At 71.1% G+C, this 22,630-nt stretch carries 21 protein-coding genes; 15 read left to right on the plus strand and 6 right to left on the minus strand.

Features of this window, described 5'->3' with window-relative positions; genetic code table 11:
• The 6 genes from ACZ4WZ_RS10565 to ACZ4WZ_RS10590 all read left to right on the plus strand — a co-directional run bounded on the left by ACZ4WZ_RS10565 (position 1) and on the right by ACZ4WZ_RS10590 (position 5,624).
• Positions 1–1,065 (plus strand): ABC transporter ATP-binding protein, encoded by a 1,065-nt coding sequence (locus ACZ4WZ_RS10565; protein WP_467887838.1) that lies wholly within the window; start codon positions 1–3, stop codon positions 1,063–1,065.
• A 565-nt stretch (positions 1,066–1,630) separates the two neighbouring features.
• The gene (locus ACZ4WZ_RS10570; protein WP_467887841.1) at positions 1,631–2,038 is read left to right on the plus strand and encodes a hypothetical protein; all 408 of its coding nucleotides are present in this window, start codon (positions 1,631–1,633) and stop codon (positions 2,036–2,038) included.
• 226 nt (positions 2,039–2,264) lie between these two features.
• A complete protein-coding gene (locus tag ACZ4WZ_RS10575; protein WP_467887844.1) occupies positions 2,265–2,921 on the plus strand; it encodes a trimeric intracellular cation channel family protein in 657 nt (218 codons plus the stop codon).
• Between the two features lie 57 nt (positions 2,922–2,978).
• A complete protein-coding gene (locus ACZ4WZ_RS10580; RefSeq protein ID WP_467887846.1) occupies positions 2,979–3,830 on the plus strand; it encodes a thioesterase family protein in 852 nt (283 codons plus the stop codon).
• 121 nt (positions 3,831–3,951) lie between these two features.
• On the plus strand, positions 3,952–5,115 hold the full coding sequence (locus ACZ4WZ_RS10585) for a cysteine desulfurase family protein (protein WP_467887849.1): 1,164 nt from the start codon (positions 3,952–3,954) through the stop codon (positions 5,113–5,115).
• A 77-nt stretch (positions 5,116–5,192) separates the two neighbouring features.
• Complete coding sequence (locus ACZ4WZ_RS10590) at positions 5,193–5,624, plus strand: helix-turn-helix domain-containing protein (RefSeq protein ID WP_467887852.1); 432 nt, start codon at positions 5,193–5,195, stop codon at positions 5,622–5,624.
• A gap of 58 nt (positions 5,625–5,682) precedes the next feature.
• Here ACZ4WZ_RS10590 and ACZ4WZ_RS10595 read toward each other — a convergent pair whose 3' ends face one another.
• Together ACZ4WZ_RS10595 and ACZ4WZ_RS10600 are read right to left on the minus strand one after the other, a co-directional pair.
• Positions 5,683–6,285 (minus strand): ClpP family protease, encoded by a 603-nt coding sequence (locus ACZ4WZ_RS10595; protein WP_467887855.1) that lies wholly within the window; start codon positions 6,283–6,285, stop codon positions 5,683–5,685.
• Position 6,286: 1 nt separating this feature from the next.
• Positions 6,287–6,922 carry a ClpP family protease gene (locus ACZ4WZ_RS10600; RefSeq protein WP_467887858.1) on the minus strand — a complete coding sequence of 212 codons (636 nt, stop codon included), beginning with the start codon at positions 6,920–6,922 and terminating at the stop codon, positions 6,287–6,289.
• 182 nt (positions 6,923–7,104) lie between these two features.
• On the opposite strand from ACZ4WZ_RS10600, the gene ACZ4WZ_RS10605 reads away from it, so the two are divergent.
• Positions 7,105–7,674 (plus strand): maleylpyruvate isomerase N-terminal domain-containing protein, encoded by a 570-nt coding sequence (locus tag ACZ4WZ_RS10605; RefSeq protein WP_467887861.1) that lies wholly within the window; start codon positions 7,105–7,107, stop codon positions 7,672–7,674.
• A 22-nt stretch (positions 7,675–7,696) separates the two neighbouring features.
• On the opposite strand, the gene ACZ4WZ_RS10610 is transcribed toward ACZ4WZ_RS10605, so the two are convergent.
• Positions 7,697–8,179 (minus strand): hypothetical protein, encoded by a 483-nt coding sequence (locus ACZ4WZ_RS10610; RefSeq protein ID WP_467887864.1) that lies wholly within the window; start codon positions 8,177–8,179, stop codon positions 7,697–7,699.
• Complete coding sequence (locus tag ACZ4WZ_RS10615; RefSeq protein ID WP_467887867.1) at positions 8,176–8,826, minus strand: N-acetylmuramoyl-L-alanine amidase; 651 nt, start codon at positions 8,824–8,826, stop codon at positions 8,176–8,178. The genes ACZ4WZ_RS10610 and ACZ4WZ_RS10615 overlap by 4 nt, the downstream gene beginning before the upstream one ends.
• Positions 8,827–8,894: 68 nt before the next feature.
• Here ACZ4WZ_RS10615 and mnmA point away from each other — a divergent pair, with 68 nt between their 5' ends.
• From mnmA to ACZ4WZ_RS10640, 5 genes are all read left to right on the plus strand, one after another.
• A complete protein-coding gene (gene mnmA, locus ACZ4WZ_RS10620; protein WP_467887868.1) occupies positions 8,895–10,025 on the plus strand; it encodes a tRNA 2-thiouridine(34) synthase MnmA in 1,131 nt (376 codons plus the stop codon).
• Between the two features lie 312 nt (positions 10,026–10,337).
• Positions 10,338–11,543 carry an AAA family ATPase gene (locus ACZ4WZ_RS10625; RefSeq protein ID WP_467887871.1) on the plus strand — a complete coding sequence of 402 codons (1,206 nt, stop codon included), beginning with the start codon at positions 10,338–10,340 and terminating at the stop codon, positions 11,541–11,543.
• A 65-nt stretch (positions 11,544–11,608) separates the two neighbouring features.
• Entirely contained in the window at positions 11,609–12,379 is a 771-nt protein-coding gene (locus tag ACZ4WZ_RS10630; RefSeq protein ID WP_467887874.1) for an RloB family protein, read from the plus strand.
• Between the two features lie 84 nt (positions 12,380–12,463).
• Positions 12,464–15,064 (plus strand): type I restriction-modification system subunit M, encoded by a 2,601-nt coding sequence (locus tag ACZ4WZ_RS10635; RefSeq protein WP_467887877.1) that lies wholly within the window; start codon positions 12,464–12,466, stop codon positions 15,062–15,064.
• On the plus strand, positions 15,054–16,289 hold the full coding sequence (locus ACZ4WZ_RS10640; protein WP_467887880.1) for a restriction endonuclease subunit S: 1,236 nt from the start codon (positions 15,054–15,056) through the stop codon (positions 16,287–16,289). Before ACZ4WZ_RS10635 ends, ACZ4WZ_RS10640 begins: the two co-directional genes overlap by 11 nt.
• Positions 16,290–16,302: 13 nt before the next feature.
• Here the strand turns inward: ACZ4WZ_RS10640 and ACZ4WZ_RS10645 are convergent, their stop codons facing one another.
• Positions 16,303–16,488 carry a DUF397 domain-containing protein gene (locus ACZ4WZ_RS10645; RefSeq protein WP_467887882.1) on the minus strand — a complete coding sequence of 62 codons (186 nt, stop codon included), beginning with the start codon at positions 16,486–16,488 and terminating at the stop codon, positions 16,303–16,305.
• A 12-nt stretch (positions 16,489–16,500) separates the two neighbouring features.
• Entirely contained in the window at positions 16,501–17,355 is an 855-nt protein-coding gene (locus tag ACZ4WZ_RS10650) for a helix-turn-helix domain-containing protein (protein ID WP_467887885.1), read from the minus strand.
• A gap of 284 nt (positions 17,356–17,639) precedes the next feature.
• Between ACZ4WZ_RS10650 and ACZ4WZ_RS10655 the strand changes: the two genes are divergently transcribed.
• From ACZ4WZ_RS10655 to ACZ4WZ_RS10665, 3 genes are all read left to right on the plus strand, one after another.
• On the plus strand, positions 17,640–18,140 hold the full coding sequence (locus tag ACZ4WZ_RS10655) for an ATP-binding protein (RefSeq protein WP_467887888.1): 501 nt from the start codon (positions 17,640–17,642) through the stop codon (positions 18,138–18,140).
• A gap of 111 nt (positions 18,141–18,251) precedes the next feature.
• Positions 18,252–21,851 (plus strand): type I restriction endonuclease subunit R, encoded by a 3,600-nt coding sequence (locus ACZ4WZ_RS10660; RefSeq protein WP_467887890.1) that lies wholly within the window; start codon positions 18,252–18,254, stop codon positions 21,849–21,851.
• 44 nt (positions 21,852–21,895) lie between these two features.
• Complete coding sequence (locus ACZ4WZ_RS10665; protein WP_467887894.1) at positions 21,896–22,630, plus strand: M48 family metallopeptidase; 735 nt, start codon at positions 21,896–21,898, stop codon at positions 22,628–22,630.

The following is a 22,630-nucleotide window of genomic DNA, read 5'->3' on the forward strand; positions in this document are numbered from 1 at the left end:
ATGAAGAAGGACACCGCCGCCCAGGACCCGGCCGAGGGCTCCGCCCGGGGCTCCGGGACCGTCACCGAGGCGGAACCGCTGCTGAAGGTGACGGGCCTGGTCAAGCACTTCCCCATCAACAAGGGGCTGCTGCGCCGCGAGACCACCGCCGTCAAGGCCGTGGACGGCATCGACTTCGACGTCCGGCGCGGTGAGACCCTCGGCGTGGTCGGCGAATCCGGCTGCGGCAAGTCGACGATGGGCCGCCTCATCACCCGCCTGCTGGAACCGAGCAGCGGCCGCATCGAGTTCGAGGGCAAGGACATCACGCACCTGAGCGTGGCGGGCATGCGCCCGCTGCGCCGCGACGTGCAGATGATCTTCCAGGACCCGTACGGCTCGCTGAACCCCCGGCACACGGTCGGCGCGATCGTCTCGGCCCCCTTCAAGCTCCAGGGAGTCACCCCCGAGGGCGGCATCAAGGCGGAGGTCCAGCGGCTGCTCGCCCTCGTCGGCCTGAACCCGGAGCACTACAACCGCTATCCGCACGAGTTCTCGGGCGGCCAGCGCCAGCGCATCGGCATCGCGCGCGCCCTGGCCCTCAAGCCGAAGCTGGTCGTCGCCGACGAACCGGTCTCCGCGCTCGACGTTTCGATCCAGGCGCAGGTGGTGAACCTGCTGGACGACCTCCAGGAGGAGCTCGGCCTGACGTACGTGATCATCGCGCACGACCTGTCGGTCATCCGGCACGTCTCGGACCGCATCGCGGTGATGTACCTCGGCAAGATCGTGGAGCTGGCCGACCGCAAGTCGCTGTACGAGTCGCCGATGCACCCGTACACGAACGCGCTGCTCTCCGCCGTACCGGTCCCGGACCCGAGGCGGCGCGGCGCGAAGAGCGGCCGCATCCTGCTCAAGGGCGACGTGCCCTCGCCGATCTCCCCGCCGGCCGGATGCCGCTTCCACACGCGGTGCTGGAAGGCGACGGAGCTGTGCGCGAAGCAGGACCCGCCGCTGGTCGCCCTCAAGCCGGGCCACCAGGCGGCCTGCCACCACCCGGAGAACGCCCCCGCCGCGTCTTCCTGACACCCCCCTCCGCGCGCGGCGCCGCGGCCGGGCCGCCACCCCGCCGCGCGTCGCGCCGCCGGGCCGTCTCCCCGGCCTTGCGCCGCCGGGCCGCTCGGGTGGTTCGGCGGCGGAGTGACCCTCCGGCGCCGTGGTGCCGGAGTCGGTCCGGCGGCCACGGGCGGCGTCGGGGCCCCTGCTGGGGCCGGTCGTGCGTCAGCGGTGGTGGCCGCTGCGCGGAGCGGTCCCCTACCCGCCCTTCCACCGTTCCCCGGAGCTCCGCCCCGGACCCCCACGGGCGCTGCGCCGCCGCGCGGTCCAGCCCCGCCGGCGTCCGGAGGCGCCGGGGCACCTCAGCGGTAGCCGGGCGGGAACGGGCGAAGGGAGGCCGGGACTGCCCCGCGCAGCGACCCCCGGCCCGGGCCCCGGCCCGGCCTCGAGCCCTAGGGGGTGTCTCTTGGGCGGGCTGAGCTGTTGATCGGATGTGTCTGTCCGATTGGTCTGCAGCCCCCAAATGGGCCGGCCTCCGCGGTGCGGCGGGCCTCGCGTAGGGTCGCCGCATCCTTACCGATCAGGGGAGTTGGCGATGGGGCACACATTGCGACGGAGCGCCCGCGCGGCACTGACGGCGGTGGCGGGAGCCGCGCTGCTGGTGGGCTGCACGGAGGAACCACGCAAGCAGGTCGTGCCCGGCCCGACGTCCACGGCCACGGCCGCTCCCCAGGACGCCGTGGCCCTGGCCGAGCGCTACACGGCGGCCGGCGGGGACCCGGACGTGTACGGGATCCAGGTCGAGGACGGACCGGAAGGCGTGCCCCGGGTGGTCATCCGGACCCGCAACGCGGATCAGGCGGACGCGATCTTCCGTCGGCAGAACACCTCGGTCATCACCCACCTGAAGACGAAGGAGGGGGCGTCCTTCAAGAAGGGCTACTTCATCGACGTCTTCGGCCCCGACGGCGGACTCATCCACCGCATGGACGCTCGCCCCTAGCCCGGCCCCCGGCCCGCTGGCCCTCGGCTGGGCCGGGTCCGGGCCCCGGCCCTGTCCCGGGCCGTGGCCCCGCCCCTTCAGCCCCGGCCCCCGGCCGTCGGCCCTCCGCCCCGTGCCCCGGGGTCGTCGGGTCCGGGCAGCGGCTCCGGCCCCCGCGTCGCTGCCCGTACTCCGGCTTCGCGCGGCCCCGGCGGGCGGTGGCTTCGCGGCGGGCGACAATGGCGGGGTGCTCCACGATCTCTTCCCGCCCGGTATCCAGCACGCCCTGGACCTCGCGGGCATCTTCGTCTTCGCCACCGCCGGCGCCCTCCTCGCGGTCCGCAAGAACTTCGACGTCTTCGGCATCGCCGTCCTCGCCCTCGTCACCGCCCTCGGCGGCGGTCTCCTGCGCGACCTCTGCATCGGCGCCGTCCCGCCCGCCGCCTTCAGCGAGCTCAGCTTCTTCGTCACGCCCCTGATCGCCGCCGCGCTCGTCTTCTTCCTCCACCCCGAGGTCCAGCGCATCAACCGGGCCATCAACGTCTTCGACGCCGCCGGCCTCGGCCTGTTCTGCGTGTCGGGCACCACCAAGGCGTACGAGTACGGCCTGGGACTGACGTCCTCCGCCGCGCTCGGCGTGGCCACCGCCGTCGGCGGCGGTGTGCTGCGCGACGTACTGGCCAACGAGGTGCCCTCACTGCTGCGCGACCGCGAGATGTACGCCGTGCCCGCCGTCGTGGGCGCCGCCATGGTGGCCGTCTTCATCAGCTTCGAAGTGCTGAACCCCTTCACGACCGCGCTCGCGACCGTCACCACGTTCGTGCTGCGCCTGCTCGCGATGCAGTACCACTGGCGGGCCCCGCTGGCCTGGAACCGACGCTCTTCGGTGGCCGAAGAGCCGTAGTCCCGTCCCTCAAACAAAAGCTACCGCTTAGTAGCTTGCCGGTGTACCGTCGTCGGCATGTCTTACGCAGCGGCCCAGGCCTCCATCGGCGACAGCGAATTCGACCGCGACACCACCATCACCGCCCGCGCGGGCGAGCCCGGGGTGTACGACGCGGAGCTGTCCGCCGACTGGACGATCATCACCGCCGTCAACGGCGGCTATCTGCTGGCCCTGGTCGGCCGGGCCCTCGCGGCGGCCCTGCCGCACCCGGACCCCTTCACCGTCTCCGCGCACTACCTGACCTCCTCCGTGCCCGGCCCCGCCGTGATCCGCACCGAGGTGGTCCGCGTCGGCCGCACCCTCTCCACGGGCCAGGCCTCGCTGTTCCAGTACGACGAGAACGGCGCCGAGATCGAGCGCATCCGCGTCCTCGCCTCGTACGGCGACCTCGCCGCCCTCCCCGACACCGTGCACACGGTGGCGCGTCCGCCGGTGATGCCCGCGTACGAGGACTGCCTCGGCCCCGAGGCCGGTCCGGCCCCCATCCCCGGGAGCAGCGCCATCGTGGACCGGCTCCGCCTGCGGCTGGACCCGGCGACCGCGGGCTGGGCGGTCGGGGCGCCGTCCGGCAAGGGCGAGATGCGGGCCTGGTTCGAGCTGGCCGACGGCCGCGACGCCGACCCGCTGTCGCTGCTGCTCGCGGTGGACGCACTGCCGCCGACCGCTTTCGACCTCGGCCTGCTCGGGTGGGCCCCCACCGTGGAGCTCACCACGCACATCCGTCACCGCCCGGCGCCGGGGCCGCTGCGGGTGGGCATCGTCACCCGCAACCTGGCCGGCGGCTTCCTGGAGGAGGACGCCGAGGTCTGGGACTCGGCGGACCGCCTGGTCGCCCAGTCCCGCCAGCTGGCGCGCGCCCCGCGCTGACGCGAGGGGTCCGGGGGCGGGGCCCGGAGCCGCGTCGGCGCCGCCGGGGTCACGGCGGGCGCGGCCCCGCGCACCCCGGGCGGGAGCCGGCGGGGCAGGGGGCTCGTAGAATCAAAAAATCATGGCCTACCTCGACCACGCCGCGACCACGCCGATGCTCCCGGAAGCCGCTGCGGCGATGACCGCGCAGTTCGCCGCCACCGGAAACGCGTCCTCCCTGCACGCCGCCGGCCGCCGGGCCCGCCGTACCGTCGAGGAGGCCCGCGAGTCCCTCGCCGAGGCCCTCGGCGCGCGCCCGAGCGAGGTGGTCTTCACCGCGGGCGGCACCGAGGCCGACAACCTCGCCGTCAAGGGCCTCTACTGGGCCCGCCGCGACGCCGACCCGGCCCGCACCCGCGTCCTCGCCAGCCCCGTCGAGCACCACGCCGTCCTGGACGCCGTGCACTGGCTCGCCGAGCACGAAGGGGCCGAGGTCGAGTACCTCCCCGTCGACCGCTACGGCCGCGTGCACCCCGAGGACTTCCGGGCGGCGGTCGAGCGCGACCCCGACGGTGTCGCCCTCGCCACGGTGATGTGGGCCAACAACGAGATCGGCACCGTCATGCCGGTCCGTGAACTCGCCGCCATCGCGCGGGAGTACGGCGTACCCCTGCACTCCGACGCCGTCCAGGCCTTCGGGCAGCTCGACGTCCGCTTCGGCGACAGCGGCCTCGCCGCCATGACCGTCAGCGGCCACAAGGTGGGCGGCCCCTACGGGATCGGCGCCCTGCTCCTGGGCCGCGACCAGAGCCCCGTCCCGGTCCTGCACGGCGGCGGCCAGGAGCGGCACGTCCGCTCCGGCACCCTCGACGTGCCGGCCATCGCCGCCTTCGCGGTGGCGGCCGTACTCGCCGCCGAGCGGCGCGAGCGGTTCGCCGCCGAGGTCGGAGCCCTGCGCGACGAGCTGATCGGAGCCGTGCTGGCCGCCGTCCCCGACGCGGTCCTCGGCGGCGACCCCGAGGACCGGCTCCCGGCCAACGCCCACTTCAGCTTCCCCGGCTGCGAGGGCGACTCCCTGCTACTGCTCCTGGACGCGCAGGGCATCGAGTGCTCCACCGGCTCCGCCTGCACCGCGGGCGTCGCCCAGCCCAGCCACGTCCTGCTGGCGGCGGGCACCGACCCGCGGCTGGCCCGCGGCACCCTGCGGTTCTCCCTCGGCCACACCTCCACGAAGGAGGACGTCGCCGCGGTGGCCGCCGCCATCGGCCCCGCCGTGGAACGCGCCCGCACCGCCGGCCTCAGCTAGGCCGGGCGCCCGCGGGCTTCACCCAGGGCAGAACGCCGCTCCCTTCCCCCGGCGCCCGGGATCCCTAGGCTGAAGGGGTGAGCACCCATGCGCCCGACGAGTCCCGCGTCATCCCCCTGCGCCCGCGCAGCTCGCCGCCCGGTTCCGGCGGGGCGGTCCGCGCCCCGCAGCGACCGGCGCCGGCCTCCCCGGCACCCGCGCCGGGGGAACCGCTGTGGCGCGACCTCGTCGGTGACGTGCTGCGGCGCGAGCGGCTCGCCCAGGAGCGGACGCTGAAGGACGTCGCGGAGGCGGCCCGGATCTCGATGCCGTACCTGTCGGAGCTGGAGCGCGGACGCAAGGAGGCCTCCTCCGAGGTGCTCGCGGCCGCCGCCCGCGCCCTCGGGCTGGGCCTGGCCGACCTGCTCTCCCTCGCCACGGACGAGCTGGCCCGGCACGACCGGAGCCGGGCCGGCAGGCGCCGTACCTCGCCGACGGCGCGGTACGACTCCCTCTGCCTCGCCGCCTGACCGGACGGCGGCCGGTCAGGCGGGCGCGCCACCGCGGACGGCACGCGCGGTGCGCGGGTCAGGCGAACGCGAACCGCCGGCTCAGCACCTCGTCGGCGAGCCCGTAGGCCACGGCCTCCTCGGCGGTCAGCACCTTCTCCCGGTCCATGTCCGCGCGCAGCGCCGCCACGTCGTGGTGCGTGTGCCGGGACAGGACCTCCTCCACCTGGGAGCGGATGCGGACCATCTCCTTGGCCGCGAGGCTGAGGTCGGAGACCGTCCCCTGTCGGCCGTTGCTGGCCGGCTGGCCGAGCAGCACCCGCGCGTGCCGGAGCACGAACCGCCGCCCGGGATCGCCGCCGGCCAGCAGCACCGCCGCCGTGGACGCCGCCTGACCGACGCAGAACGTGGAGATCGGAGCCTGCACGAACGTCATCGTGTCGTAGATCGCCATCAGCGAAGTGAACGATCCGCCGGGCGAGTTGAGATAGATCGAGATCTCCCGCTCCGGATCGGCCGACTCCAGGTGCAGGAGCTGCGCGATGACCACATTGGCGACCCCGTCGTCGATCTCGGTGCCGATGAAGACGATCCGCTCGTTCAGCAGCCGGCTGAAGACGTCGTAGGACCGCTCGCCCTGCGCGGTGCGCTCGATGACGTAGGGAACCGTGTACGACCCCATGTCACAGCCCCGCCCGTCGGCGCGACGCGGCCGGGCGGATGTCGGCGAGCGACTCCACCACCCGGTCCACGATCCCGTACTCCCTGGCCTGTTCGGCGGTGAACCAGCGGTCCCGGTCGCCGTCCCGCGCGATCGTCTCCTCGCTCTGGCCGGTGTGCGCGGCGGTGATCCGCTCGACGGCCTCCTTGGTGAACCGGAGGTTCTCCGCCTGGATCTCGATGTCCGCGGCGGTGCCGCCGATGCCCGCAGAGGGCTGGTGCATCATGATCCGCGCGTTCGGCAGCGCGAACCGCTTGCCGGGCGCCCCCACGGTCAGCAGGAACTGGCCCATGCTCGCGGCGAACCCCATCGCCAGCGTCGAGACGTCGTTCGGGATCAGCCGCATGGTGTCGTAGATGGCGAGGCCCGCGGTGACCGACCCGCCGGGGCTGTTGACGTACAGGCTGATGTCGGTGCGCGGGTCCTCCGCCGACAGGAGCAGCAGCTGCGCGCACACCCGGTTGGCCGACACGTCGTCGACCTGGGTGCCGAGGAGCACGATCCGCTGGGCGAGCAGCTGCGCCGCGAGGTGGTCGTCGAAGGGGCTGGGCGGTGTGCCGCCCTCCTCGGCGCGGGGCGGGAGCGTGATCAGTGGCATCGTCTGTTCTCCTTGTCCGGACGCGGAAACCGTCGGCTCCACTCTTGACCCCGGAAGCTCCCCGGACGCGGTTCCTCTGCCCGCCGCAGATTCGCCAGGAGCAGAGGCGCCGGTCGGCCATCCCCCGTGCGGCGGGCGGAACTCGGCCGCCGGCAGGGTCTTAACCTCTTCGGATGCGCCCCATGGACCACAGAGACGTCGACCAGGCCGTCGCCGAGATGCTGCGCGTACTCGGCCCGCACGACACGGAGGACTGGACGGGGCCGGCGGGCCCGCTGGAGTGGAGCTGCTGGACGACGGCGGCCCACGTCGCGCACGACCTGCTGGCCTACGCCGGGCAGGTGGCCGCCCGCCCCGCCGGGGCCTACCTGCCCTTCGACCTGACCGTCCGGACGGACGCCTCACCGCGCGAGGTCCTCCAGGTGGTCGCCGCCGGCGGGGCACTGCTCAGCGGTGCACTCGCCCTGGCCGGCCCGGACGCACGGGCCTGGCACTGGGGGCCGACCGACCGGACCGGGTTCGCGGCGATGGGTGTGGCCGAGGTCCTGCTGCACGCCCACGACATCGCGCGGGGGCTACGGGTGCGGTGGCTGCCTCCGGCGCCGATGTGCGCCTCGGTGATCCGCCGGCTCTTTCCCGATGCCCCGCCGGGCGATCCGGCACAGGTGCTCCTGTGGTGCACGGGCCGGGGCGAGCTGGCCGGCCGGCCGCGCCGCACCTCGTGGACCTGGCAGGCAGCCCTGTCCCCCTGACCGGCCGCTCGTGGGAGCCGCGTCAGTCCCAGGAGTTGAAGAGCAGCCCGCCCAGGGTGTCGATCCCGTACGCGCGGACCTGGCGCCACTCGGCCGGGGAGAGCACCGAGGTGTCCACGTCGCCGAGGCCCGCGGTCAGTGTCCCGGCGCTCAGGACGGTGAACCCCGCGTCGGCGAAGACCCCGGCCCAGGGCGGCGGGGAGAGGAAGCCGTCCCGGTACCAGTCCCGGCACTGCCCCGCGAAGGCGATCCAGGGGTGGTGCGCGTGGCACAGGACGACGGCCGGTCCCGCCCCGCCGGTCACGCACCCGGTGTGGAAGGTGCGCGGGTACGCCCGCGCCTCCACCTCGCCCACCGTGCCCCCGGCGGCCCGGGCCGCGGCGTACAGGGCCGAGCGGAAGGCCGACAGGCCGGTCTCCGGAAGCGGGCCGTCCTGCGGCCGGAAGAAGCCCGTCGCGCCCGGCGGCAGCGAGAACGCCCGCCTCCCCTCCCCGGAGCGCCTCACGCCGGCGGCTGCGCGCGCACGAGCGCGATGTAGCGGTCCCAGTCCCAGTGCGGGCCGGGGTCGGTGTGGTCGGCGCCCGGGACCTCGTTGTGACCCAGGATGTGCTTGCGGTCCGCCGGTATGCCGTACCTCCGGCAGATGCCGGCGGCCAGCCGGGCAGAGGCCGCGTACATGGCGTCCGTGAAGTCCTGGGGCCGGTCGACGAAGCCCACGTGCTCTATCCCGACGCTGCGCTCGTTCATCCGGCGGTTGGCCGCGTGGAAGGCCACGTCCAGCTCGCGCACCATCTGCTCCACATGGCCGTCCTGGCGCACGATGTAGTGCGCCGACGCCTTGTGCCACGGGTTCCTGAAGGCGTCCACCGAGGACGCGAAGCCGCCCTGTGTGACATGGACGACGATCCGGTCCACCCGGTAGTCGTCGGGCCGGTCCGCCAGCCGCCAGTTCGCCGGTGAGGCCGCCGTCCAGCTCGCCCCCGCGTGGTCGAGCTCGCCCTCCTTGCGCGGCTTGGACACCCCCGGCAGCAGCCACCGGGCCCGAGCGATCTCGTCCCGGGCCGCCACCCCCGCCGCCGCGAGGACCCCCAGCCCGCCCAGGAGCACCGCCCGCCGGGTCCGGCGCGGCCCCTTCTCCGCCTGTTCGCTCATGTGATCCACCCCCCACAGCCGATAACGCGCTGTGACCCCGTCCGGTTCCCCGTACCCTGGACGGTGCTATGACTGAGAACCTGCCGCGCACCGCCCGCCCCCTCCGCGTCCTGGCCGCCATGTCCGGCGGTGTGGACTCCGCCGTCGCCGCCGCCCGCGCGGTCGAAGCCGGGCACGACGTCACCGGGGTCCATCTGGCGCTCTCCGCGAACCCCCAGTCCTTCCGGACCGGCGCCCGCGGCTGCTGCACCATCGAGGACTCCCGCGACGCCCGCCGCGCCGCCGACGTCATCGGCATCCCCTTCTACTGCTGGGACCTCGCCGACCGCTTCCGCGAGGACGTCGTCGAGGACTTCATCGCCGAGTACGAGGCCGGCCGCACCCCGAACCCGTGCCTGCGCTGCAACGAGAAGATCAAGTTCGCGGCGCTGCTCGACAAGGCCCTCGCCCTCGGCTTCGACGCGGTCTGCACCGGCCACTACGCCACCATCGTCGAGAACGCCGACGGCTCCCGCGAGCTGCACCGCGCCTCCGACATGGCCAAGGACCAGTCGTACGTCCTCGGCGTCCTCGACGAGAAGCAGCTGGCCCACGCCCTCTTCCCGCTCGGCGACACGATCACCACCAAGGACGAGATCCGCGCCGAGGCCGAGCGGCGCGGCCTGGCCGTCGCGAAGAAGCCCGACAGCCACGACATCTGCTTCATCGCCGACGGCGACACCCAGGGCTTCCTCGCCCAGCGCCTCGGCAGGGCCGAGGGCGACATCGTCGACGAGACCGGCGCGAAGGTCGGCACCCACGAGGGAGCCTTCGGCTTCACCATCGGCCAGCGCAAGGGCCTGCGCATCGGCCACCCGGCCCCCGACGGCAAGCCCCGCTACGTCCTCGACATCTCGCCGGTGAACAACACCGTCACCGTCGGCCCCGTCGAGGCCCTCGACGTCACCGCCCTCACCGCGATCCGCCCCCGCTGGTGCGGCTCGACCCCCGCCGCCCCGGGCACCTACACCGCGCAGCTGCGCGCCCACGGCGGCGAGACCGAGGTCTTCGCCGAGGTCGTGGACGGCGAGCTGCGCGTCTCCTTCACCGAGCCGGTCCGCGGCGTGGCCCCCGGCCAGGCGATCGTCCTCTACGACGGCACCCGCGTGGTCGGCTCCGCGACCATCGCCACGACGACGCGTACGGCCGCCGCCGTCTGAGCGGGCCGCCCGCTTCCCCTGTCCCTCCGTCTCCCTTCCTCGGTCAAGGCGGCCCGACGACGTCAAGGCGGCCTGACGGCACACTGGCGTATTGCCGCAGCAGGTCTTAGGCTGCCTAGTACGGATTACCCGTACGAAAGCGCCTAAGGCGGCGAAGTGCTAGCCCGCCTCACTGGGAGGTCGGTCATGTTGCTCAGCTTCCGGGTGGCCAATCACCGGTCCATCCGAGACGAGCAAGAGCTCTCGCTTGTCGCGACGGAGTTCAACGAGAGAACCGGTCGGGGAACGGGCACCCGCTCGGAAGGCAAGCCCGTGTCGGTGCTTCCCGCGGTCGGAATCTTCGGGGCCAACGCGTCGGGCAAGTCCAACATCCTCAGCGCCATGCGCTTCATGCGGGCCGCGGTCCTCGAATCGCTGGCTGACTGGGACCAGGGCCCAGGAGTCCCGCGGGAGCCCTTCGAACTCGCCGACGAAGCATCCCAGGACACCAGCCTCTTCGAGGTCGAGCTCCTGCTCGGCCGCGACGAGAAGATCCGGTACACCTACGGCTTCGAGCTCTCGGACGACCGGGTCGAGAGCGAGTGGCTCCACGCCTACCCGGCCGGCCGCCGCCAGGTGTGGTTCGACCGCGAGGCCGACAGGCCGGAGGCGGAGGGGGGCGAGTTCCGTTTCCCAGGCACCGGACTGACCGGCCGCAAGGACCTCAAGGACCTCCTCGTCGCCACCACCCGGCCGAACGCCCTCTTCCTGACCGTCGGTGCGGCCCTGAACCACCCCCAGCTCTCCGCCGTCCACCGCTGGTTCCGCGACAACCTCTGGCTGGTGACCACCGGCAAGGACGTGGTGGAGCGCACAGCGTGGACCCGTGAGCGGCTGACCGGCAGCCGCGCGGCGCAGATGCGTGACCGCCTCGTCACGATGCTCGCATCGGCCGACCTCGGTGTCACAGGTGTCGAGGTCGACCCGGAAACCGGGGACGTACAGCTGCTGCACCGCGGCGCGGGCGGATCGGCCCGGCCGCTGGACTTCTGGAAGCAGGAGTCTCTGGGGACCCACGCCTGGTTCGCCTTCCTCGGGCCGCTGCTGACCATGCTGACCAGGAAGGGCGGTGGGGTGCTGCTCGCCGACGAGCTGGACTCCAGCCTGCACCCGCTGCTCGCGGCGGAGGTCGTCCGCCTCTTCCAGGACGAGGCCGCCAACCCGGGACTCGCGCAGCTGGTCTTCACCACACATGACGCCACCCTCCTCGGCCCGTCCGTCGTGGAGCGCCCCCTCGACCGGGACCAGGTCTGGATCGCGGTGAAGGAAGGGAGTGGCGAGTCGTCCCTCTACCCGCTTCTCGCCGCCCGCAAGGCACGCAACGACGAGAACCTGGAGCGCCGGTACCTGCACGGCCACTACGGCGGGGTACCGCGCCTGGCCACGGGTGAGGTCGCCCGCCAGCTCTCCGTGCTGGAAAGGCGCCTGGCACAGCAGACAGAACCGGAACCGGAGTCGAAGGCGACGACGACAGCGTGAGCAGACCACCTGCGGAGAGCCGGCGCGTCAACCGGCGGAAGAACCGGCACGATGCGCCTCGGCCGATGCGGCGCGACCTCGGCTCCTATCCGGATGAGTCAGCCCGGATCATCTATGTCGCGGCCGAGGGGGAGCGGACCGAGGACGACTACATCAAGCTCCTCAACGACACTTACCGCGACGGTCCTGGGGAGAAGTTCTTCCTGCGTTTCTCGCCTGTCAGGAAGGGGCTGCGCCCCGACCAGGTCGTCGACCACGTGATCGCTCAGGCATCGAGCCCGCAGGACGAAAAATGGGCCCTCTTCGACCGGGACACCGAGGACAACCGCGACGACGCCATCCGCGAGGCCATGCGCGAGGCTGCAAAAGAGGGTGTGCAGGTGGCACTGTCGCACCCTTCCATCGAGCTGTGGCTGCTGCTGCACTTCCAGCAGTTCACCAGCCAGGAGGAGGGCCGCAGCGGTGTGATCAAGGACCGGCTGCGCAAACATCCGAAGGCCGAGGGTTTCGCCGATTACGACACGAAGTCGGGCGGCCGGGGCAAGGGCCTGGCCGGCCAGCGCGGACAGTCCCTCATCGGAAAAGAGAAGACGGCGGTCGACAACGCGCGCAGGCTCGTCGACATGTGCCCGCACGGCACCTGCTCCGCGAAGAACCTCAAGCTCGACAAGATCCCCGGTCCGCGCACCGAGACGTACGAGCAGTGGAACCGCCGCTCGGGCCACGCCGACGGATGTGACCCGCTCAAGCGCGACCCGTCCACCGACCTGTGGCGACTGCTCGCCTCGCTGGGCATCGGCACTGGGGAGGCGGGGCCGACCAGCCGCCGTCGTTGAGCGGACGGTTTCCGTCCGACACCCCTCCCCGACTACGCTGCCGGAGTTCTCCCGAAACTCCCACGGCTTACGAAGGACCAATGCGTGGCCCGTATCACACTGCCCCAGCTGGAACGGCATCTCTTCTCGGCCGCGGACATCCTGCGCGGCCGGATGGATGCCTCGGAGTACCGCGACTACATCTTCGGGATGCTGTTCCTGAAGCGCTCCTCCGACGAGTTCCAGCCGGAGTGGGAGCGCGTCTACAAGCAGGCCCTGGAGCAGACCAAAGACCGGGCGAAGGCTCTGGAGCGGGCCAACGACCCGGACAAGTACCCGCGGATCTTCTACGTGCCGCCCCGGGCCCGCTGGTGGAAGGGCCCGCACGAGAACCCGGAGCAGCCCGAGCACCCGCTGCCCGGCCTCTCCATGCTGGTCGACAAGGTCGGGGAGAGCCTGGACCAGGCGCTGGTGGCCCTGCAAGGCAGCCACAGCCGGCTGGCGGGCGTGGCTTCGCACATCTCCTTCAACGAGATCGTGGGCACCAAGCCCCGCTTCACCAACACCGAGCTGCGTTCGCTCATCCGCCATTTCAGCCTGTACCGCCTGCGCAACGAGGACTTCGAGTTCCCCGACATGCTGGGCGCGGCGTACGAGTACCTGCTCGCCCGGTTCGCCGACTCGGCGGGCCAGCGCGGTGGCGAGTTCTACACCCCGCGCGAGGTCGTGCGGATGATGGTCCGCCTCGTGGACCCGCAGCCCGGGGACAGCGTCTACGACCCCTGCGCGGGATCGGGCGGCATGCTGATCGCGGCGCATGAGCACGTGGAGGAGCACGGCGGATCGCCGGACGACCTGTCGATCAACGGCCAGGACAAGAACGGCCCCTCGTGGTCCATGGCCAGCATGAACATGGTGCTCCACGGCATCCGTGAGTTCGATCTCCAACACGGCGACACCCTGACCGAGCCCCTGCACCTGACCCCGGCCGGGCGCCTGCGTACCTTCACCAAGGTGCTGTCGAACCCGCCGTTCTCGCTGAACTACGACGCTGACCTCGTCGCCAAGGCCGACGAGAAGCACGGCTGGCGGATGAAGTGGGGCGAGACCCCGGAGAACGGCAAGAAGGCCGATCTCATGTTCGTCCAGCACATGATCTCCGTGCTGGAGGCGCGGGGCATGGCCGCGACGGTCATGCCGCACGGTGTTCTGTTCCGCAGCGGCAAGGAACGCGACATCCGCGTCAAGCTGCTGGAGGACGACTGCATCGAGGCCGTGATCGGCCTCGGCCCCAACCTCTTCTACGGGACGGGCATCCCGGCCTGCATCCTGGTCCTGCGGCCCCCGCACCGCAAGCGCGGAACGCGGGAGGGGCATGTCCTCTTCATCAACGCGGACCGCGAGTTCCGGGCCGCGCGCAACCAGAACGAACTCGGCCCCGAGCACGTCGAGAAGATCGCGACGGTCTTCAAGGGCTGGCGCGAGGAGCCGGGCTACTCGCGCGCGGTGAGCGTCGAGGACCTGCTCGCCGCCGACGCCAATCTGAACATCCGCCGATGGGTGGACAACTCCCCGCCCGCAGAGCCCCAGGATGTCCGCGCGCACCTGTACGGCGGGGTGCCGAAGTCCGAGATCGAGGCGAAGGCGAAGCTGTTCGCGGCGTACGGCGTCGACTCGGCGGCGCTCTTCGCTCCGCGTGCCGACGACGAGGAGTACGTCGACTTCCTCCCGGAGGGCCCGGAGGCGACGGCAGCCCGCGTCCCGGCACTCACAGCACGGAAGGAAGCGGACTTCCGCGAGACGTATGAGAAGTGGTGGTCGGAGCAGGCCACCCACTTCTCGGCCCTCGTCGAGAACCAGCGCCTGATGAAGCTGCGTGATCGACTGGTCGACGACTTCACCACGGTCATGGGCAAGCCCGGAGTGCTGGACGAGTACACTTCGGCCGGCATCATGGCCGACTGGTGGGCGGTCACGCGCTACGACCTGAAGGCGCTCGCGGCGGGCGGATACGAGCGCGTGCTCGACGGCTGGGTCGACTCGGTCGAGACGATGATCGAACCAGTCGTACCGGAGGTGGAGGAGTCCAGCGCCGGTTCGGGCGCCGTACGCGGCCGGGGCCGGGCGAAGTCCTCCGTCTCGGCGGCTGACCGCCGCCGCGCGATGGAAGAGCCGGTGGTCCGGGTGCTGATCCCGGAGTTCCTGGCCGAGGTGTCCCGCGCGGACTCTGCCCTGGCGGCGGCCGACGTCGCCTACAAGACGGCTCTGGAAGAACTGGCTGCCGCCCAGCCCCCCACCCCGGACCCCTACGGGGAGGCCGAGGAGGACGCGGACGAGTGCACCCCGGTCGCTCCGGAGGAGCTGGCCCGGCTGGAAGCACTTGTCACCCGCCGCCGCAAAGACCGCACGGCGGCGTCGAAGAAGCGCTCGGCGCTGGACGCGCGTTTCCTCCCCGACCTGAAGGCCGCCGCCGAGCTGGCGAAGGCCGAGGACGGCGGCGCGCAGCGCGTAGTGCTGTCCGTGCTGGACGAGTTCCTGTCGACCCGCCTGAACGCGGCAGTCGCCGCAGGCCGTCGCGAACTGGTCGCGTCAGTGCAGCGATGGGCGGAGAAGTACGCCGTCTCGCTGGAGGACCTGGAGGCGGAAAGCGCAGGCGCGGCGGGCGAGTTCGAGACCTGGTTGAAGGAGCTCGGCTATGCGCGCTGAGCCTGAAATGCATACCCCGACACTGTGGCCTGCTGGCTGGCGAACGGTGCGCCTCGCTGACGTCGGTAGATGGCTGTCCGGCGGCACGCCGAGCACCTCCAATGCCGCTTACTGGGACGGCGATATCCCGTGGATCAGCGGGGCTAGCATGAAGGCGTTTCGCATTGGTGAGTCAGACCGCCGCATCACGGGGCTTGGCGCCGAGAACGGCTCGCGTCTCGTGGCCGAAGGAACCGTGCTCTTCGTTGTGAGGGGGATGAGCCTGAAGTCGGAATTTCGAATCGGTGTCACCCAGTGGACGGTCGCGTTTGGGCAGGACTGCAAGGCGGTGATTCCTGCCGAGGGCATTGACCCGTACTTCCTGGCCTACGCGATCCAGACCAGGACGCCAGAGATCCTGGCGATGGTGGAGGAGACTAGCCACGGTACTGGCCGCCTGGACACATCCCGACTCCAGGAACTGGAGATCGGTGTTCCTCCGCTGCCGGAGCAGCGCGGAATCGTGGCAGCGCACAAGACGATCGAGCGGCGCATCGCCGCTTTGGAGCGCGTGCGGGCAAAGTATGAGGTGGCTGCGGCGGCCATATCGGCCACCGCGCTATCCGGCGGCATGGACAGATGGCCGACCCGTCGCCTGGAGTCAGTCGCCACAGTCGCGGCCGGCGTGACGTTGGGTTCCGAACCAGTTGGCGACGGCGTTGTGGAGTTGCCGTATCTGAGGGTGGCTAACGTCCTGGACGGCCGGATCGATACGGCTGAGGTCAAGACTGTCCGCATCCTCCGCTCCCAGCATGACCGATACGCGCTCCGTGCAGGGGACCTTTTGCTTACTGAGGGCGGAGACCTCGACAAGCTGGGGCGCGGGGCGGTGTGGGACGGCAGGCTGGCTCCGTGCCTGCATCAGAACCACGTGTTCCGCGTGCGTTGCGGCGATGAGCTCTCGCCGGACTTCCTCGCGCTCTACACGTCGTCTCCGGCCGGTCGAGCGTACTTCCAGAGCGTGGGCAAGCAGACGACGAATCTCGCGTCCATCAACTCAACCCAGGTGAAGGGCATGCCGGTTCCGGTGCCACCCCGCGCCGAGCAGGAGCGGTTGCTGGGCCCGGTGCGTGCGATCCGCGTACGCATGGAGGCTGTGGGCAGCCAGATCAAGAAGCTCCGGGTGGTGCAGCAGGGCCTGGTTGAGGACCTGCTGAGTGGCCGAGTGCGGGTGCCGAAGGACTGACGCCGGGAACGACTCAGCACCCGGCCCGCACCGCGCTGGCAATCAGCGCTGCGAGTGCAGTCCTGTTGGTCGTGATAACGCGGGTGGGGAAAACACTGTCCCGGATCGCCACACCGTCGCCCTCGCACACGGCGACCTCGACGCAGTTGTTGCCTCCAGCGTCGGAGTACGACGACTTGAACCAGACGAGCTCGGACAAGAGCGCTACCTCTTACAGTTCTCTGGCGATCGCGCGGATGAAGTCCCTTGACGCCTTGGGAGTCAACGCCTTTTTCTCCACCAAGTCCAGCCGGGTACGGAAGTGAGCCAACTGCGTGGGTGCGTCGATGAAGACTGCCCCGGTCGGGGAATCCATGTGGACCGTGTCCAGATGCTGGTTGATGGCCTCCGCGTAGAGGACTGATGAGTCCCCCATCAGCGGGAACCCCTCTGCCGAGAACGGGATGACGAGGAAGGTCACGTTGTCCCGCTCGCTCGACTCGACGAGATGGTTGAGCTGAGCCTGAGCCACCGCTCTGCCGCCGAGCTGCATCCGTAGGGCGGCCTCATGGATCACGCCGACGTACGGGGTGGTGCCGTTTCCAGTGACCACACCCTGGCGGGCCAGGCGATGAGCAACACGCAGTTCGACCTCCAGGCGCGGGAGAGGCGGGGTGAAGAGTTCGAAGATCGCGCGGGAGTGATCCTCGGTCTGAAACAGCCCTGGGAGATGCGTCGTCTGTACCGTTCGTAGTCGGATGGCGTCCTGCTCCAGTTCAGAGACGTCCAGAAAGCCGGTAGGGATCTTCCCTCGGTATTCCTCCCACCACCCGCCCTTGCGCCCACCTGTCATGGAGGCCAGAGCCTCGATCAAGCCGGCGTCGTCGCACTCGTAGATGCTTGCGAGCCGACGAAGACGCTCCTCGCTGATACCGAAGCGCCCGGCCTCGATGTTGGAGATCACGGTTCGGTCAGTTCCGAGGAGGCTCGCAGCCGTGGGTGCGGTCATGTCTGCGGCCTCTCGAAGCCGTCGAAGTTCGGCGCCGAACCGACGTTGGCGGATGGTGGGCGCATGCCTGGGGGCCATTCAACTCTCCTTGCTCGCGCACAGTTTGCCGATGGGGGTGGTGCCAGTCCACAGGAACGCAAATGTTCACTCGTTCAAGCGAGACGGGTAGCACCGTTATGTGGAACGTCGCTACGGTGTGAGGCAAGAGACAGCAAATCCACCGCCCGAGTCGCCGGAAGCGCACCGGATGCCCCAGCCCGCCAAGGGGTCGGCACCGGCAAGCCACCAGCGCGGCGTGGGCGTTGCTAACGCGACATGTGGCCGACGTAGATGCCCGTCACGCCGCACATGGAGGTGCCCGCGTGGAACCGGAAGTAGATGGAAGCCCAGCCCACAGCCCGACCCCGCCGCCGATTCAGTACGTCGAACCCTGGGAGTACGAGCTTCACTTCCCCCGCGATCCCCGGGCGCCCTGGATCGCCCGTGCCACCCTCCGTGCCGTACTGGAGGCGCACGGGCTGGACGAACTCAGCGACTGTGCCGAGCTGTTGACCTCCGAGCTCGCCACCAACTCCGTCCGGCACACCAAGGGGCCCGCCTCCGTGAGGCTCCGTTGGGCGCACCCGGTGCTGAGGGTCAGCGTGTCCGACAGCAGCCCGGTGTTCCCGATGGCATTCCCCGCGCCTGACGGGGACGCCGAAAGCGGACGGGGGATGGTGATACTCGACCTCATCGCGGACCAGTGGGGCGGCTGCTGTCTGGACGAGACACTGTTCGGCGTCGGCGGTAAGACCATCTGGTTCGAACTCCGGGCGGCTGACGACGGGTCCCCGCCTCCGGCCGTCACCGCCCTCGCGGCCTGAACTCCGCTTTCCCCGGGGCCTGTCCAACCCCGTAGGTAAAGTGGCCCCTACCCCTGTTCGACATGCGTCAGGGGTGGGGCAACGTAGGACCACGGGGCGGGGAGACCAGCGATGGGGCAGCCGGAGTACGACAAGGTCGAAGGACCGCTCATCGGCCAGCTGGTCGCCATGGGGTGGCGCCATCTGGAGGGCGCGCCTGCGGGGGAGCCGGCGACCGACCCGGCCCGGTCCGGCCGGGACTCGTTCGCCGAGGTCGTGTACGCCGACCGGTTCCGCGCCGCCGTGGCCCGTATCAACCCCGGTCCGGATGGCAAGTCCTGGCTCACCGACGCCCAGTTGGACCATCTCCTCGCTCTCCTCCTCGGCACGGCACCGGGGCAGGGCCCGGCCGAGCGCGGAGTGGCCGGGAACCTCCACGTCACCCGGACACTGCGCGAGGGCGTCAACGCGCGCATGCTCCCCGGGTGGAACAAGGGCGACCCGGAGCACGTTCGGCTGGTCGACTGGAAGGCGGAGTTCCCCGAGCTGGGAGATGCCGGAACCGGCAATGACCTGCTCGCGGTCTCCCAGTTCAAGGTGCAGCGGCGCGGGGCCCCCGACGTGACCCCCGACCTCGTCCTGTTCGTCAACGGTCTGCCCTGGGTGGTCATAGAGTGCAAGGCTCCGTTGGCGAGCCCTGCTGACAAGCGGTTCGCCATCGACTGGGCCGTCGAGGACGTGATCGGTTACGCCGGTGCAGAGGAGGACGAGGCCGTCGCCGAGTTCGTCCGCTTCGCACAGGTGTTGGTGGCCACCGACCGGGACCACGCGGAGCTCGGCACCGTGAGCGCGGAGCCGGAGCACTTCGCGCCGTGGCGGACCATCTATCCGGTTCGGCATGTGAAAGTCCGTGCCGAGGCGGGAGTTCCCGAGAGCCGCGAACTCCACGCCCAGGAGACCCTGGTCGCCGGCGTGCTCCGCCCGGCGCACCTGCTGACCCTCGTCAGGGACTTCACCACCGAGGCCGGGCGCGGCCCCCGCACGGTCAAGGTGATCGGCCGCTACCAGCAGTTCCGCGCCGTACACAAGATCGCGAATCGGCTGCGGGACCGGCGCAAGGCCATCGCCGAGGGCAGGGACGTCGACCAGCGCGGCGGTGTCACCTGGCACACCCAGGGCTCGGGCAAATCCCTCACCATGGCCTTCCTCGTCCGTTACCTGCGCAGCAGCAGCGACCTGGCCCGTCACAAGGTCGTCGTCGTGACCGACCGGAGGGATCTGGAAGAGCAGATCGGCCAGAGCCTGGCTGCCGCCGACGAGAAGATCTACCGTGCGCGGTCGGTGAAGTACGCCCGCAGCTATCTGGGGCTCGACGTACCGGACGTCGTCATGGTCATGCTGCAGAAGGCCCGCCGGGACGACACCGCCTACGACGGCAGGGACGAGGTGCTGGCCGAGTCCCCCGACGGAGAGGACCGGCTCCACAACCGAGTGGCGAACGCCAGCTCCGACATCGTCGTCCTGATCGACGAGGCGCACCGGGGCCAGAGCGCCTGGCAGCACGCCCGCCTGCGCGCCATGCTCCCCCACGCCGTCATGGTCGGCTTCACCGGTACGCCGATCCTCAGCGGGGCCCGCAAGACCACCGAGGACGTCTTCGGCCGGTTCGCGGACACCTACACCCTGCGGGACGCCGAGATCGACGGCGCCGTCGTACCGGTCCGCTACGAAGCCCACCAAGTGGACCTGGAGATCATCGAGAAGGCGGGGCTGGACGCCGGTTTCGACGAGCAGGTCCCCAGTGATCCGGAGAAGCGGCGCCGTGTGCTGCGGACCTTCGGCCGTAAGAAGGAGGTCCTCGAATCACCTTCGGTGATCGCCGCGAAGGCCGACCACATGGTGCGGCACTGGGCCTCGGGCGCCATGCCGGACGGGTTCGGGGCCCAGGTCGTCGCCGTGTCCCGGCGCGCCGCCGTCGCGTACCGCGAGGCCATCTCGAACGCGCTGGGCCGCTTGGTGGCGGACCTGGACGGGCTGGGCAGCGATGCCCACGACCCGGCGCCCGCCCCCGAGGGGGAGGTCGACCTCACCGGCCTTCTCCGCTACCGGGACGTTCTCGCCTCCATCGATGCCGCCGTGGTCATCTCGAAGTCGCCGAAGCGCGGAGCGGGCAAGGACCCCAAGCACTGGGACCCGTGGACCCGGCCGCACAGCCAGAAGGCGAACATCGACCGGTTCCGGCGCGGGGTGCCGGTACCCGACCCGTTCGACGTGGGCGACGATCCGTCCTGGACGGCCCAGACCCACGGGGAGCCGCACAGCGGTACGCACCCGGGGTCGAGTGGCTCGGCCCATGACCCGTGGCACCGTGGGGGCGGGGAGGGCCCAAGCGACGGACAGCGGCGGCCACGCGGCGAGGACACCGAACGTCCCCTGGCATTCCTGGTGGTCACGTCCATGCTGCTCACCGGTTTCGACGCCCCGGTGGAACAGGTCCTCTACCTCGACCGCCCGCTCTTCGGCGCCGGACTGCTCCAGGCGATCGCCCGTACCAACCGTCCCTACGCGAAGAAGGAGTGGGGCCAGGTCGTCGACTACGTGGGAGTGGGCCCCGAGCTGGCAAAGTCGATGGCCGAGTACGAGGAGGCGGATCTGCGCGAGGTGCTCGGGTACGAGGACGTGTCGTTCAACCACCTGGATCCCGAGGCCGACACCCACGCCGACGCCGAGCAGCCGGCCACGGGCAGGATCTGGCTCCAGACCGACGCGGCGGCCGACGCCCTCCTCGCCGACCTGCACAAGCGGCTCGCCGACTTCCTGGGCACCCAGGGCATCGACGACCTCAGCGACGAGCGGCAGCGCGAGGACCTGCTCGCCGCACTGGAGGACCCGTACCTGCGGGGCGAGTTCGACGAGCTGGCCCGGGACTTCTTCAACGCGCTCAACGCCGTACTGCCCCGGCCGCTCGCGCTCCGGTACGAGGCGTTCGCCGGCCTGCTCGGCGAGACGCAGTACCTCGCCCGCGCGCGCTACCTCGATGGCCGGGACCAGTTCAGCCCCCGCCGCTACGGAGCCAAGGTGCGTGCGCTGATCGCCGCGCACCTCAAGGCGACCCGGATCGTGGAACGCGTCCCGCAGGTGGGGCTCAGCGCGCCCGACTTCATGGAGCGGGTCAACGCCAACGCCGATCCGCGGGCGCGGATCTCGTACCTCACCAGCCGGATCCACACCCACATCACGGCGCGGCTGGAGACCGACCGGAGCCGGTACCAGCAGTTCAGCCATCGCCTGGAGGCCGTCATCCAGGCGATGGGGACGGAGTTCGAGGAGGCCGTCGCAGCTCTCTCCGTGCTTGCCGACGACATCATCGCCTCGGAGCAGGACGGGGCGCAGGAGTCCGGCGCGGGACTGGACCGGTGGACCGAGGGGCCCGTGTACGCCCTGCTGGCCCGGGAGGTGGACGCCGCGGGCGGCCCGGTGGTCCCGGACGGAGTCGACCTGTACCAGGCGGCGCGCGATGTGACCTGGAAGATCGCCGGGCTGGTGCGCTCCCCGAACTTCACCACCCTGACCGACGCCCAGGATCGCGTACGCAAGGAGCTGCGGATCTTTCTGGAGGACGAGCTGCACGTCGACTGGACGGCGACTGGGCCGGTCGCGAGCCTGCTGGTCGAACTCGCGCTGCACCGGCATGACGACTTCCTGCGCTACCCGACCCGCCACGACCGCTGAGCCGGTGCCGTCGCACTGTCCGAGCCGGGTGGTAGGAATGCCGGGTGAGCACCTCAGTCCAGCAGGCGATCGCCTCCCTGCCCCTCCCCGACGGGTGGAGCTGGCGCGTCGAGTCCCGGCCCCGGCGCCGGACCCTGGGCATCGAGGTCACCCCGGACGGGGAGGTGCTCTTCGCCGTCCCGGCGGACGCGGATCCGCGCGCGGTGGCCGCAGCCGTCCGGTCCCGGCTGCCGCGGCTGGCCGATGAGGTCCGGCGCCGCCACGCCCGCCCTGCCGAGCCGGTCAAGGAACTCGTTGGTGGCAGCAGCTTCGCCTACCTCGGGCGCCGGTACCGGCTCAGGCCGGTACCGGCGGGCCCGACGGCACAGGTGCGGCTGCGTGCGGGGTGGCTGGAGCTACCCCGGTACGACACACCTTCGGCGGGGGCGGCAGCCCTCGCCGACTGGTACGCCGATCGGGGGCAGAAGTGGCTCGCCCCGCGTACCCCCGCGGTCGCCCTGCGCCTCGGAGTACGACCGGCGGGGGTCACGGTGAGCGATCTCGGCCGGCGATGGGGATCGTGCACCCCGGACGGCTTCCTCACCGTTCACTGGGCGGTTCTGCAGATGCCCGCTGATCTGGTGGACTTCGTGCTCATCCACGAACTCTGCCATGTGAAGCAGCCGGGGCACGGTCCGGCCTTCCGGCGCGCGATGCGTCTCGCCCTCCCTGACTTCGAGCGGCGCGAGGCATGGTTCGAGCGGGAAGAACCGTTCCTGTGGCGTGGGGCCGTCAGGTAG

This window comes from Streptomyces sp. NPDC029122 (assembly GCF_055569445.1).

Bases quoted from the DNA above. Each gene is read 5' to 3' on its own strand.
- ACZ4WZ_RS10565 (WP_467887838.1), top strand. From the start codon at position 1: ATGAAGAAGGACACCGCCGCCCAGGACCCGGCCGAGGGCTCCGCCCGG.
- ACZ4WZ_RS10570 (WP_467887841.1), top strand. From the start codon at position 1,631: ATGGGGCACACATTGCGACGGAGCGCCCGCGCGGCACTGACGGCGGTG.
- ACZ4WZ_RS10580 (WP_467887846.1), top strand. From the start codon at position 2,979: ATGTCTTACGCAGCGGCCCAGGCCTCCATCGGCGACAGCGAATTCGAC.
- ACZ4WZ_RS10585 (WP_467887849.1), top strand. From the start codon at position 3,952: ATGGCCTACCTCGACCACGCCGCGACCACGCCGATGCTCCCGGAAGCC.
- ACZ4WZ_RS10595 (WP_467887855.1), bottom strand. From the start codon at position 6,285: ATGGGGTCGTACACGGTTCCCTACGTCATCGAGCGCACCGCGCAGGGC.
- ACZ4WZ_RS10600 (WP_467887858.1), bottom strand. From the start codon at position 6,922: ATGCCACTGATCACGCTCCCGCCCCGCGCCGAGGAGGGCGGCACACCG.
- ACZ4WZ_RS10605 (WP_467887861.1), top strand. From the start codon at position 7,105: ATGGACCACAGAGACGTCGACCAGGCCGTCGCCGAGATGCTGCGCGTA.
- ACZ4WZ_RS10615 (WP_467887867.1), bottom strand. From the start codon at position 8,826: ATGAGCGAACAGGCGGAGAAGGGGCCGCGCCGGACCCGGCGGGCGGTG.
- mnmA (WP_467887868.1), top strand. From the start codon at position 8,895: ATGACTGAGAACCTGCCGCGCACCGCCCGCCCCCTCCGCGTCCTGGCC.
- ACZ4WZ_RS10630 (WP_467887874.1), top strand. From the start codon at position 11,609: ATGCGGCGCGACCTCGGCTCCTATCCGGATGAGTCAGCCCGGATCATC.
- ACZ4WZ_RS10640 (WP_467887880.1), top strand. From the start codon at position 15,054: ATGCGCGCTGAGCCTGAAATGCATACCCCGACACTGTGGCCTGCTGGC.
- ACZ4WZ_RS10650 (WP_467887885.1), bottom strand. From the start codon at position 17,355: ATGGCCCCCAGGCATGCGCCCACCATCCGCCAACGTCGGTTCGGCGCC.
- ACZ4WZ_RS10660 (WP_467887890.1), top strand. From the start codon at position 18,252: ATGGGGCAGCCGGAGTACGACAAGGTCGAAGGACCGCTCATCGGCCAG.